This window comes from Streptomyces sp. R35 (assembly GCF_041053035.1).
In the GTDB taxonomy this organism is placed as follows: Bacteria; Actinomycetota; Actinomycetes; order Streptomycetales; family Streptomycetaceae; genus Streptomyces; species Streptomyces lutosisoli.
Map to the genome: position 1 here is coordinate 9,563,707 of NZ_CP163440.1, position 12,853 is coordinate 9,576,559.

General features: G+C 70.2%; 9 protein-coding genes. 1 reads left to right on the top strand and 8 read right to left on the bottom strand.

What is annotated here, in order from left to right; translation table 11 throughout:
• Positions 1-2: 2 nt before the first annotated feature.
• Both AB5J50_RS42950 and AB5J50_RS42955 read right to left on the bottom strand, forming a co-directional pair.
• Entirely contained in the window at positions 3-1,373 is a 1,371-nt protein-coding gene (locus AB5J50_RS42950) for a hypothetical protein (RefSeq protein ID WP_369264006.1), read from the bottom strand.
• Entirely contained in the window at positions 1,370-4,237 is a 2,868-nt protein-coding gene (locus AB5J50_RS42955) for a peroxidase family protein (protein WP_369264007.1), read from the bottom strand. The genes AB5J50_RS42950 and AB5J50_RS42955 overlap by 4 nt, the downstream gene beginning before the upstream one ends.
• 375 nt (positions 4,238-4,612) lie before the next feature.
• Here AB5J50_RS42955 and AB5J50_RS42960 point away from each other — a divergent pair, with 375 nt between their 5' ends.
• Positions 4,613-5,905 carry a lipase family protein gene (locus tag AB5J50_RS42960; protein ID WP_369264008.1) on the top strand — a complete coding sequence of 431 codons (1,293 nt, stop codon included), beginning with the start codon at positions 4,613-4,615 and terminating at the stop codon, positions 5,903-5,905.
• Positions 5,906-5,944: 39 nt separating this feature from the next.
• Here the strand turns inward: AB5J50_RS42960 and AB5J50_RS42965 are convergent, their stop codons facing one another.
• The 6 genes from AB5J50_RS42965 to tal are packed head-to-tail and all read right to left on the bottom strand — an operon-like array spanning position 5,945 to position 12,841.
• Complete coding sequence (locus AB5J50_RS42965; RefSeq protein WP_369264009.1) at positions 5,945-6,550, bottom strand: histidine phosphatase family protein; 606 nt, start codon at positions 6,548-6,550, stop codon at positions 5,945-5,947.
• Between the two features lie 5 nt (positions 6,551-6,555).
• On the bottom strand, positions 6,556-7,434 hold the full coding sequence (gnd, locus tag AB5J50_RS42970) for a phosphogluconate dehydrogenase (NAD(+)-dependent, decarboxylating) (RefSeq protein WP_369264010.1): 879 nt from the start codon (positions 7,432-7,434) through the stop codon (positions 6,556-6,558).
• Between the two features lie 5 nt (positions 7,435-7,439).
• Positions 7,440-9,089 carry a glucose-6-phosphate isomerase gene (gene pgi / locus AB5J50_RS42975; protein WP_369264011.1) on the bottom strand — a complete coding sequence of 550 codons (1,650 nt, stop codon included), beginning with the start codon at positions 9,087-9,089 and terminating at the stop codon, positions 7,440-7,442.
• Positions 9,082-10,017 (bottom strand): glucose-6-phosphate dehydrogenase assembly protein OpcA, encoded by a 936-nt coding sequence (gene opcA, locus AB5J50_RS42980; protein WP_327433454.1) that lies wholly within the window; start codon positions 10,015-10,017, stop codon positions 9,082-9,084. The genes pgi and opcA overlap by 8 nt, the downstream gene beginning before the upstream one ends.
• Complete coding sequence (zwf, locus tag AB5J50_RS42985) at positions 10,014-11,714, bottom strand: glucose-6-phosphate dehydrogenase (RefSeq protein WP_369264012.1); 1,701 nt, start codon at positions 11,712-11,714, stop codon at positions 10,014-10,016. Before zwf ends, opcA begins: the two co-directional genes overlap by 4 nt.
• The gene (gene tal / locus AB5J50_RS42990) at positions 11,711-12,841 is read right to left on the bottom strand and encodes a transaldolase (RefSeq protein ID WP_369264013.1); all 1,131 of its coding nucleotides are present in this window, start codon (positions 12,839-12,841) and stop codon (positions 11,711-11,713) included. Before tal ends, zwf begins: the two co-directional genes overlap by 4 nt.
• Positions 12,842-12,853 lie beyond the last annotated feature (12 nt).

The following is a 12,853-nucleotide window of genomic DNA, read 5'->3' on the forward strand; positions in this document are numbered from 1 at the left end:
GGTCAGGTGTCCCAGAGCCCGGCGTGCGCGCGGTGCGCCGGGGTCAGTCCGTTCACGAAGAACCGGTCGTAGTACTCGCTCTCGACATGGTGCGTCTGGAGCCAGATGCCCGGGACATGGATCGCGTCCGTGTGCGCCGGGAAACGGCGGTGCGTGCCGATGATGTACTCGCAGATGTCCCGGGCGCAGTCGATGACCCGCTCGTCGTACTCGCTGGCCTCGGCGAGATAGCGCTGCCCGTAGTCCTCCTTGTAGATACGGGCGAAGACGTCCTTGTCCGAGTACGTCCCGCCCGTGCCGAACTTGGCGGCGATGACCGCGTCCACCGCGTCCGACATCGACTGGTGCGTGGGCGGGCAGGCGGCGGCGATGAGCGGCTCGCCCTCGCGCGAGGTGAGCCCCACCGGATGCGAGCGCAGCGTCGCGTACTTGGGCAGCGGGACGTGCCAGCGCCACAGGTCGGCGAGGCGCCAGCGCGGGGTGACGAAGGTGAAGCCGAGCATCCTGCCGTAGGTGCGGGAGAACTTGGGGTCGCCCAGGGCGATCTGCGGGTTGATCGAGGCGTGGATCCAGGCGCCCAGACCCATCGCCTCGGCCGTGAGCATCAGGTTCTGCAGGAGGAGGTCCGCCTCGATCTGGGTGCGCATGGGGCCGAGCGCGCCGAGGGGGAGCTTGAGGTCCTTGTTCAGGAAGCCGTTCTTGATCCACTTCTTCACCCCGGCCGGGCGGTACAGGTTCCGGTCGTCGACCAGGGTCGGGCGTGCCCCGTCCGGCTGCGTCAGCAAGTACATCAGGGCGTTGATGTACTGGTGGGACAGGTCGACCACCGGCAGGAACAGGGTGGTTCCGGGGAGGTTGGACAGGAACCGGTTCGAGTCGAGGTACGCCGGGAAGTCCCGCAGCCCCTGGGCGACGTCGAGGCGCTGGTCGAGGACCCGTACCTTCGACTCGCGGGCCCGCGCGACCAGTGTCTGGGCGTCGAACGGCTCGTGGGGTGCGGGCGGCAGCTTGCGCAGGAAGTACGTGCCCGAGTCGTTGATGAGGAAGAAGTGCGTGCCCTGCGCGTTGTCCGGGCTGCCCGCGGTCCGGCCCGTCATGGTCATGTTGGGCTTGGCCATGATGGGTTTGCCGTTCCGCGGGTCCTCGAAGGGCCGGTCGGGCATCGTCAGTCCCGTGGAACCGGTGAGCGCGATGAGCACCGCCTCCTCCAGCTCCGACAGGGGCTGTTGGGTGTGCGTGGAGCGGTAGCTCATGGATCCGGCGGACACGGACGCGCCCCGGCTGACGCGGTGGGTGCGGCGGTGCCAGACGGTCTCCAGCAGGGGCCGCGCGAAGAGGTCACGCAGCCCGGGGTGATCGTCGGCCGGTGTCATCCCGCACCTCCGTCGGTGGTCGGCCGCACCGCCCGCCACGGGGCGAACGCGCTCGCCCCGCGCGGCATCAGCGCCGCCAGCTCCGGGCAGTGGCGCAGGATGACCGAGTTCATGCCGCCCTTCTCGACCCAGTCGATGCCGAGCGGCGTGTAGACCTCGGGCCGGTAGTCGACATTCAGGAAGCGGTCGCTCTGCAGGCGCCGGGTGGCCATCAGGATGAAGATCCGGAACGCGGTGTCGCTGAAGCCGAAGCCCTCGGGCGGGTTCTCCGCGAACAGCCCGACCACCGTGTCGATCTCGTCGACCGAGCGGTAGACCTCCTTGAGCCGCGCCAGTGTCTCCGCGTTCTGCGTCAGCTCCTCGAAGGAGCGGATGCGCGGTTTGTGCAGCCCCGCGCGGAAGTCGTTGTAGCGCGGGACACCCCGCCGCCTGGTGCGTACGAGGTCCACGACCGACAGGTCGATGATCTCGCCGTCCCGCTCGAACTGCTGGAGCGAGCGCGGGAAGTTGTGCAGCGTGATGGCGCCCGGGTGGGCGATCCCGAACGAGTACAGCGTGTTCGCGAGCCCCGTCTTGCGGATCTGCGACTCGGCCGCGGCGCCCTGGATGTCCATGAAGCCGACCGTCTCCTGGCGCTGCCCGAAGTGGTGCTCGCGCAGCTCGAAGTCGTCGGGGATCAGCGGGTGCATGCGGTAGACGGTGACGAAGTCCTCGGTGAGGGAGTACGGCGCCGTGTGGTGGTCGGGCAGTGTCTTCGGGATCCCGGTCAGGGAGTGGGCTTCGAAGAGCCACAGGCCCAGCTGGTTCAGCCAGTTCTTCGGCGGGCCCTGCCAGTTGGTCTTCAGACCGATGTCGATCGCCTTGGTGGCGAGGATCGCGGGTGTCCACTCCACCGTGTGGATCTTCGCGATCAGCGCGGAGACGACCAGCCGTGCCGTGTGGTAGATCCGCTCCTCGCTCATCGAGGGGTACTCGGCGCGCAGCGCGTCGCACACGGCGTTGTGCTCGCGTGCGAACAGCGTGTGCATCGCGCTGAGCCCCATCCACCAGCTCTCGTTGAAGCCGGTGAGCGGAATGCCGTTCGGGCCCGACGGCAGGTGGCCGTCCTCCAGGCGGAGTTTGGCGCCGCCGTCCGGCTCCCGCAGGAACCGCGCGGTCTGCTCGTCCTCGCCGTACACCTCGGAGCCGTCCCACCAGTGCGAGGCGACATTGCCGAAGAGGATCGGCGGCCGGTTGCCGGGCTGTTCGAGGCCCTCGTTCTCGGCGAACCGCATCACGTTCTCGGGAGGACCGCCGGGCGTGTTGTGCCAGCCCCCGCTGCCGGGCGGCAGCGGCACCTCGACGGTGCGCTCGCCGGGCTTGTAGCGGCGGTGGTTGACCCAGTCGTGCACCTGGAACTGGATCCACGCGGCGGCCAGGATGTTGAGCGAGGTCGCGGGCACGAAGCTCTCGCGGTACAGGAGCCGGCGGCTGACCGTGACCGGGTTGGGCGAGTCGAACAGGTCGGGGCGGTACTCCGGCTTGAGGTTCCGTCCGAAGGCGGAGCCCACAGCGCCCATCTTCGGTGCGGACAGATCGTTGTACGTCCCGTCGTAGGACCGCTCCGTGCGCAGCCGCTCGGGGATGGGCTCCGGCACGGGCTGCGCCTGCGGCGGCGCCTCGCGCACCTCGGTGTCGATCAGATTGAACCGGCGCAGCACCTTGCGCAGGAACACCAGGTTCAGCAGGCTCAGCTGCAACGGCAGCCGGTGCCAGGGCACGAACCGGTTCAGCAGCGAGAAGGCCGCGCCCGTCGGAGGGCCGAGCAGCCTGTTCTGCAGCGGCTCCTCCGTGACGAACCGCAGCCCCAGCCGGTGTGCGCTGCTCGCGTGGTAGGCGGCCTTCCTCGCCCGGTTGATATTGCCGAGCGGACGGAAGCCGTCGGTCGTGTACCAGGGGTTGAACGCGAGATCCTCGATGCGCCGGGCCGCCGCGCGGGCCTCGGCGGTGCTCAGGTCCTGGCTGGGGATGGTCAGCCGGGCCACCGGCACCGCGGGCGCCATGGTGTCCTTCCACTCCACGGAGGCGTCCTCGACCGGCGTGTGCCGCTCGTCGACGTACCGCTGCACGCACAGCTCGAAGACGACGTCCGTCTTGGCGAGCCGCCCGGCGATCTCACGGTGCAGGAACTCCGGGTCGCTCCGGTCCGCGGCGGCCGACGGAGGACTCCCGGGAGCCGGCCGCAGCAGATAGCGCACCGGACCCGCCTCGCCCCACAGGATCGCGCCCCGGCTCCAGTACGTCTCACTGGCCAGGGAGTTGACGGTGTGCCGCGTCGCCGCCTGGACATTGCGCCGCATCCGGTTCGCGGCGGCGAGCCCCACGGCCAGCGGCAGCTTCACGAACAGCCCGAAGGCCTTCTGGACCGGATTGCGGGCGCCCGCCATCGCCTTGGCGAAGGCCACGAACTCGCGTGCGTTGCGGGCGTGCGAGACCGGATAGCTGGTCGCGAGCAGGTCGTGGCTCTCGCCCTCCGACACCCGCACCCGCACGGCCGCGCCCCGCAGGTCAGGCGCTCCGTCGCCCTGCCGTACGCCGCTCGCGTTGGACAGCCGTACCGTCGCGGGATACTCGGCGCCGGGCTGGGCGAAACCGCTGCGCAGGGCTACGGGCAGGTCGTCGTGGAAGCGCAGCCGCGCGTTCTCCACGGCCACCGGCGCCTTGGCGTGGAAGGTGCGGGAGATCCCGCCGCCGCCCGCCCGCCGGTTCTTGACCTGCACGTCCATCAGCTCCCGGGCCAGCCGCTCGAACACCAGCCGTTCCGCCTCGGGGCTGCCACCTTCGTACTGCTCGTACTGCTGTTTGTGCTGCCCGGTCTCGGCCATCGGTCGTTTCCTTCGTACGAGTGTGTACGGGACAGGGGCCAGCACGCTACCGGCGGCCCTGAGCGCCCACAGCGGGGGTTCCCGCCGATGTGCGCGTCCTTGTCACCTCTACGAACCATGAGACGAAAGGTGCGGTGAGTGCACGTCAAGGCCGCGAACGCGCATTCGCCCGACCGGGGTGCCTGCCCCGTGAACGCCCCCGCTTCCCAGCGACCCCACCCGGCGGCTCGCGGGATGGCCGGTGAACGACGTGTGACCGGGGGTTACGTCGGTCGACGGATTCACAGGGCGGCGGTGCGCCCGACAGTCTGGACACCCACCCGGCCCGCCTCGGAGCGCGCCGGGGCGTCCGCTGTGATCCGGGGGAGGTCGCCCATGCGCGACGACGACTACGCCAAGGGGCCCGGCTTCGCCGAGCTGCGCCCGTTGAAGGCAGGCACCGAGCCGGGTCCGACCGGCTTCCCGGTCTACCCCGACCTGGTGGAACGCCTGGTCGAGGACAAGGCCCAGCCCGACCCCGACGGCATCGTCCCGCACACCCTGGCGACCTGCGCGGCGTACTCGTACGCCGGATTCGGCCAGCGGAGTGACCCACGGACCGTCGCCATGATCATGGCGAGGCTCGGCCTGGAGGAGAACAACTGCCGGGTGTTCGAGCAGCGCGTGGACGCGATGTACATCGCCTCGGCCGCCTATCTGATCCAGGACAAGGACCGCCGGATCGCGATCCTCTGCTACCGGGGCACCCAGCCCGAGGACATCATCAGCATCCTGACCGACGCCGACGTACGGCCCGAAACGCTCTCCGTCGAGCTGGAAGGACGGCGCTACGAGGTCCACGCGGGCTTCTACCGCAATGTCCGCGCCACCCGCCATCCGATCGTCGCGGCCCTGGAACGCGCCCTGCGCGGCGAGTCGGTGATTCCCGGCGAGGAGGGCACCCGCGGCGACGGCCTGGAGGCCCTGTACATCACCGGGCACAGCCTGGGCGGAGCGATGGCCGCCCTGATGGGCGTCGTCCTGGCCCACGAACCCCGCTACCGGCCCATCGCCGAGAAGCTGAAGGCCGTCTACACCTTCGGCCAGCCCATGGTCGGCGGCCCCGACTTCGCCCGGGCGTGCGAGGAGTCGATAGACCCCCAGGGCGTGCATCTGCTGCGCGACCGGCTGATCCGCTACATCTTCGACCGCGATGTCGTCCCCGCACTGCCGCCCCGGCCCGTCGGCCCCTACGCGCCGTTCGGCCGGGAGTTCCACTACCGCAGGCCGCGCGGGCCGATGGACATGGCCCTCGCCTTCGCGGCCGGAACGGCGATCGAGGCGGTGTCGCTCCCCGGCGACCTGCTGCGGACCCTGACGAGCCGGCCGACGGCGGGCTGGGGCGAACTGGGCGTCCGCGTCACCGAGTCGGTCCGCCGGTCCCTGCGCCCGCTGCTCGGCGCACACGAGGACGGCTGGAGCGAGAACACCGAACCGGGCCTGCACTACCCGCAGATGGACAGCCTCGCCGGCCTCGCGGTCGTGGCACCCCTCGCCTTCTTCGCCACCCGGCTCGCGCTGACCCGCACCCTCCCGTTCACGTACTCCTTCGACGACCACGGCCCCGGCCACTACGTCAACGCGCTCGCCCCGCCAGGGGTGTTGAGCGAGTTCGGCGACGTGCTGTAGCCGGGGCCTTACGGATGTCCGCAGCGTGGAGACCGGCCACTAGTGAGCCGGCGCCGAAGCTCCCGCGGCATTCCACTCGGCGATCACGGGGCGCCCGTGCTCCATGGAGAGCCGGCTGACCGTGCCCGTGGCGAGCTGGAACAGCCGCCCGTCGGCCGGGGGAAGCCCGAGCCGGCGGGCCGCGAGCACCCGCAGGAAGTGGGCGTGCGCCACGAGGACCACATCACCTTCGGCGAGCGCCGGCCCGATCCGGGCGAGCACGCGGTCGGCCCGCAGGCCCACCTGCGCGGGTGACTCGCCCGGATGATCCGCCGGACCGGGCGCGACCCCGTCGTTCCACAGGTACCAGTCCGGCCGGGTGCGGTGTATCTCGACCGTCGTGACACCCTCGTACGCGCCGTAGTCCCACTCGTGCAGTTCGGGATCGGTCACGGCCCCGTACAGGCCCGCGAGTTCCGCGGTGCGGACCGCACGGCCCAGCGGGCTGGTGAGGGCGAGGGCGAAGGTCCGGCCGGCGAGCAGCGGGGCGAGGGACTTGGCCTGTTCCTCGCCGCGCTGGGTGAGGGGCAGGTCGGTCCAGCTGGTGTGCCGGCCCGACACACTCCACTCGGTCTCGCCGTGGCGGACCAGCAGGAGGTCGCCCATGGCCATTACTTCGCGGACTCGACGGCGTGGCCGCCGAACTGGTTGCGCAGCGCCGCGATCATCTTCATCTGCGGGGAGTCGTCCTGGCGGGACGCGAACCGCGCGAAGAGGGAGGCGGTGATCGCCGGGAGCGGGACGGAGTTGTCGATGGCCGCCTCGACGGTCCAGCGGCCCTCGCCCGAGTCCTCCGCGTAGCCGCGCAGCTTGTCGAGGTGCTCGTCGTCGGCCAGGGCGTTGACCGCGAGGTCGAGCAGCCAGGAGCGGATGACGGTGCCCTCCTGCCAGGAGCGGAAGACCTCGCGCACGTCCGTGACGGAGTCGACCTTCTCCAGCAGCTCCCAGCCCTCGGCATAGGCCTGCATCATCGCGTACTCGATGCCGTTGTGGACCATCTTCGAGAAGTGGCCCGCGCCGACCTTGCCGGCGTGCACGAAGCCGAAGTCGCCCTCGGGCTTGAGCGCGTCGAAGACCGGCTGGACCTTCGCGATGTGCTCCGCGTCGCCGCCGACCATCAGCGCATAGCCGTTCTGCAGGCCCCACACGCCACCCGAGACGCCCGCGTCGACGAAGCCGATGCCCTTGGCCGCCAGCTCCTCGGCGTGCTTCTCGTCGTCCGTCCAGCGGGAGTTGCCGCCGTCGACGACGGTGTCGCCGGGCTCCAGGAGGTCACCGAGCTCGTCGATGACGGACTGGGTGGCGGCACCGGCGGGCACCATCACCCAGACCACGCGGGGGCCTTCGAGCTTGCCCACGAGTTCGGCGAGGCTGCTCACGTCGGCGAGGTCGGGATTGCGGTCGTAGCCGATGACGGTGTGACCCGCGCGGCGTATCCGCTCGCGCATGTTGCCGCCCATCTTGCCGAGGCCGATGAGTCCGAGCTGCATGTCGTTCACTTCTTTCGGAGAGTGCGGTAGGCGGCCACGAGGGCGGCGGTGGAGGGGTCGAGACCGGGCACGTCGGCGCCTTCGGTGAGGGCGGGCTCCACGCGCTTGGCGAGGACCTTGCCCAGCTCGACACCCCACTGGTCGAACGAGTCGATGTTCCAGATCGCGCCCTGGACGAACACCTTGTGCTCGTACAGCGCGATCAGCTGGCCGAGGACCGAGGGCGTCAGTTCGCTCGCGAGGATCGTGGTCGTCGGGTGGTCGCCCTGGAACGTCTTGTGCGGCACCAGCTCCTCGGCCACGCCCTCGGCGCGCACCTCGTCCGGCGTCTTGCCGAAGGCCAGCGCCTGCGTCTGTGCGAAGAAGTTCGCCATCAGCAGGTCGTGCTGGTCCTTGAGCTCGTCGCTCAGCTCGGCGACCGGGTTGACGAAGCCGATGAAGTCGGCCGGGATCAACTTGGTGCCCTGGTGGATGAGCTGGTAGTACGCGTGCTGCCCGTTGGTGCCGGGCGTGCCCCACACGACCGGCCCGGTCTGCCATCCCACGGGGTGGCCATCGCGGTCCACCGACTTGCCGTTGGACTCCATGTCCAGCTGCTGCAAGTACGCCGTGAACTTGGACAGGTAGTGCGAGTAGGGCAGTACGGCGTGCGACTGGGCGTCGTGGAAGTTGCCGTACCAGACGCCCAACAGGCCGAGCAGCAAGGGGGCATTGGCCTCGGCGGGAGCGGTCTTGAAGTGCTCGTCGACGATCCTGAACCCGTCGAGCAGCTCCCGGAACCGGTCCGGGCCGATCGCGATCACCAGCGACAGGCCGATCGCCGAGTCGAAGGAGTAGCGCCCGCCGACCCAGTCCCAGAACCCGAACATGTTGGCCGTGTCGATACCGAAGTCCGACACCTTCCCGGCGTTCGTCGACAGCGCCACGAAGTGCTTGGCGACCGCCTTCTCGTCGCCGCCCAGCCCGCCCAGCAGCCACGAGCGGGCCGAGGTGGCGTTGGTGATCGTCTCGATCGTGGTGAACGTCTTCGAGGCGATGATGAACAGCGTCTCGGCCGGGTCGAGGTCGCGGACGGCCTCGTGGAGATCGGCACCGTCGACGTTCGACACGAAGCGGACCGTCAGCTCGCGGTCCGAGAAGGCCCGCAGGGCCTCGTACGCCATCGCCGGACCGAGGTCGGAACCGCCGATGCCGATGTTGACGACGTTCTTGATGCGCTTGCCGGTGTGCCCGGTCCACTCGCCCGAGCGGACCCGCCCGGCGAAGTCGGCCATCTTGTCCAGCACGTCGTGCACGGCGGGGACGACGTTCTCCCCGTCGACCTCGATCACGGCGTCGCGCGGGGCGCGCAGCGCGGTGTGCAGCACCGCGCGGTCCTCGGTGACGTTGATCTTCTCGCCCCGGAACATGGCGTCCCGCAGCCCGAACACATCGGTGGCGGTGGCCAGTTCCTGGAGCAGGGCGAGGGTCTCGTCGGTGATCAGATGCTTGGAGTAGTCGATCCGCAGGTCGCCGACCCGTACGACGTAACGCTCCGCGCGAGCGGGGTCGGCGGCGAACAGCTCACGCAGCCGCGGGTGGAGCAGCGCGCCCGCGCGGTGGTCCTCCAGGGCCACCCACTCGGGGCGCCGCGTGAGCTTGGGGGAGTCAGGCATGACTGGGGGTCTCCTTGGTGCCCTCGCCCCGCAGGGCGACGGCGTACATCTCGTCCGCGTCGAGGCGGCGCAGCTCCTCCGAGATCAGCTCGGAGGTGGAGCGCACCTTCAGCGCGAGGGTGCGGGAGGGCTGTCCGGGCAGGGACAGCGTGGCGAGCGGGCCCTCGGGGCGGTCGATCACGATCTCGCCGCCCGCGGTGCCGAGCCGTACGGCGGTCACGACGGGCCCCGCGGTCTCGACCCGCTCGACCGGGACCCGGAGCCGGGCTTCCAGCCAGCGGGCCAGCAGCTCGGCGCTCGGGTTCTCGGCCTCGCTCTCGACGGCCGCCGACGTCACCTTCGTCCGGGCCTGGTCGAGCGCGGCGGCCAGCATCGAGCGCCACGGCGTCAGCCGGGTCCACGCCAGGTCGGTGTCGCCGGGCGCGTACGAGGAAGCGCGGGCCTCCAGGGCCTGGAGCGGGCGCTCGACGGCGTACATGTCGGTGATCCGGCGCTGTGCGAGGGCGCCCAGCGGGTCCTTGGCCGGGACGTCGGGCGCGTCCACCGGCCACCAGACGACGACGGGCGCGTCCGGCAGCAGCAGCGGCAGGACCACGGAGTCGGCGTGGTCGGACACCTCGCCGTACGTCCGCAGGACGACCGTCTCACCGGTGCCCGCGTCCGAGCCGACGCGCACTTCGGCGTCCAGACGGGAGTTGGTGCGGTCGCGCGGGGTGCGGGCGACCCGCTTGATGACGACCAGGGTGCGCGAGGGGTGCTCGCGCGAGGCCTCCTCGGCCGCCTTGATCGAGTCGTACGCGTTCTCTTCGTCGGTGACGATGACCATCGTCAGGACCATGCCCACGGCAGGAGTGCCGATGGCACGGCGCCCCTGCACGAGCGCCTTGTTGATCTTGCTTGCCGTGGTGTCGGTCAGGTCGATCTTCATGGCCTGCGCCAGCTCCGTCCGTCTCTTGCGAGCATCTCGTCGGCTTCCTTCGGACCCCAGCTGCCCGAGGGGTACTGCGCGGGCTTGCCGTGGTTCTCCCAGTACCCCTCGATCGGGTCGAGGATCTTCCAGGACTCTTCCACCTCTTGGTGACGGGGGAAGAGATTGGCGTCGCCGAGCAGGACATCCAGGATCAGCCGTTCGTACGCCTCCGGGCTGGACTCGGTGAACGACTCGCCGTACGCGAAGTCCATCGTGACGTCCCGGATCTCCATCGACGTACCCGGGACCTTGGATCCGAAGCGCACCGTCATGCCCTCGTCGGGCTGGACGCGGATGACGATCGCGTTCGCCCCGAGCTCCTCGGTGGCCGTGGAGTCGAACGGGGAGTGCGGTGCGCGCTGGAAGACCACCGCGATCTCCGTCACCCGGCGGCCCAGCCGCTTGCCGGTGCGCAGGTAGAAGGGGACGCCCGCCCAACGGCGGTTGTCGACCTCCAGCTTGACGGCCGCGTAGGTGTCGGTCGTCGAGGCGCGGTCGATGCCGTCCTCCTGGAGGTAGCCGCGCACCTTCTCGCCACCCTGCCAGCTCGCCGCGTACTGCCCGCGCACGGTGTGCTCGCCCAGCTTCTCCGGCACCTTCACGGCCCGGAGGACCTTGAGCTTCTCGGTGAGCAGCGACTCGGCGTCGAAGGCGGCCGGCTCCTCCATGGCGGTCAGCGCCATCAGCTGGAGGAGGTGATTCTGGATCACATCCCGGGCGGAGCCGATGCCGTCGTAGTAACCGGCGCGGCCACCGATGCCGATGTCCTCGGCCATGGTGATCTGGACGTGGTCGACGTACGACCGGTTCCAGATGGGCTCGTACATCTGGTTGGCGAAGCGGAGCGCCAGGATGTTCTGGACGGTCTCCTTGCCGAGGTAGTGGTCGATCCGGAACACCTGGTCCGGGTCGAACACCTCGTGCACGATCGCGTTCAGCTCCCGCGCGCTCACCAGGTCGTGGCCGAACGGCTTTTCGATCACCGCGCGCCGCCAGGAACCCTCCGGCGCGTCCGCGAGGCCGTGCTTCTTGAGCTGCTGGACGACCTTCGGGAAGAACTTCGGCGGTACGGAGAGGTAGAAGGCGTAGTTGCCGCTGGTGCCCCGGGAGGAGTCCAACTCGTCGACGGCGGAGCGCAGTTGCTTGAACGCCGTGTCGTCGTCGAAGTCGCCCGGGATGAACCGCATGCCCTCGGCGAGCTGCTGCCAGACCTCCTCACGGAACTCCGTACGGGAGTGCTCGCGCACCGAGTCGTGGACGACCTGCGCGAAGTCCTGGTCCGCCCACTCGCGGCGGGCGAACCCGAGGAGCGAGAAGCCCGGCGGGAGCAGACCCCGGTTGGCCAGGTCGTACACGGCCGGCATCAGCTTCTTGCGGGACAGGTCGCCGGTGACACCGAAGATGACCAGGCCCGACGGGCCCGCGATACGGGGGAGCCGGCGGTCGCGGGGGTCGCGGAGCGGGTTGTCCCAGTCGGACGCGGCGAGACCGAGTGCCTCGGCGAGCGCCCGCTGTGCCGCGTCCGCGGGTCCGGCGCTCGCGGCACCGGCGTCCGCCGTCACCACGGTCGGTTCCACGGCCGCGTCACCAGATCCCTCCGGCGCGGCGGCCGCATTCTTCGCGGCACTGTCCGGAAGCGCCTCACGCTTGGTCATTCCCCCTCAACTCCCTTGCCGCGCAGCGAGGCCGCCACCGCGTCGAGCAGATCTCCCCAGGCTGCCTCGAACTTCGAGACGCCCTCGTCCTCCAGCTGCTTCACGACCTCGTCGTACGAGATCCCGAGCGCCTCGACGGCCGCCAGGTCGGCGCGGGCCCCGGCGTAGCCGCCGGTCACCGAGTCGCCGTGGATGTCGCCGTGGTCGGCGGTGGCGTTCAGGGTCGCCTCCGGCATGGTGTTGACCGTGCCCGGCGCGACCAGCTCGTCGACGTACAGCGTGTCCTTGTACGCGGGGTCCTTCACGCCGGTCGAGGCCCACAGCGGACGCTGCTTGTTGGCCCGCGCAGTGTCGAGGGCGGCCCAGCGGTCCGTGCCGAAGACCTCCTCGTACGCCTCGTAGGCGAGCCGCGCGTTGGCGAGCGCCGCCTTGCCCTTGAGTGCGAGCGCCTCGTCCGTGCCGGCCTTGGCGAGACGCTTGTCGATCTCGCTGTCGACGCGGGAGACGAAGAAGGAGGCGACGGAGTGGATGCCGGCGAGGTCGATGCCCGCGGCCTTCGCCTTCTCCAGGCCCGCCAGGTAGGCGTCCATGACCTCGCGGTAGCGCTCCAGCGAGAAGATCAGCGTGACGTTGACGCTGATGCCGAGGCCGATGACCTCGGTGATCGCCGGGAGTCCGGCCTTCGTCGCCGGGATCTTGATCATCACGTTCGGGCGGTCGACCAGCCAGGAGAGCTGCTTGGCCTCGGCGATCGTGGCGGCCGTGTTGTGGGCCAGGCGGGGGTCGACCTCGATGGAGACCCGGCCGTCCTGGCCGCCGGTCGCGTCGTACACCGGGCGCAGGATGTCGGCGGCGGCGCGCACGTCCTGGGTCGTCATCATGCGGACGGCCTCGTCGACCGTCACGCCGCGCTCGGCGAGGTCGGCCAGCTGCTCCTCGTAGCCCTCTCCGGAGCCGATGGCGGCCTGGAAGATGGACGGGTTGGTGGTGACGCCCACCACGTGGCGGGTGGCGATGAGTTCGGCCAGGTTGCCGGACTCGATCCGCTTGCGGGAGAGGTCGTCCAGCCAGATGGAGACGCCTTCGTCGGAGAGGCGCTTCAGGGTTGCTTCGGTCACAGTGATCATCTTCCTTCGTGC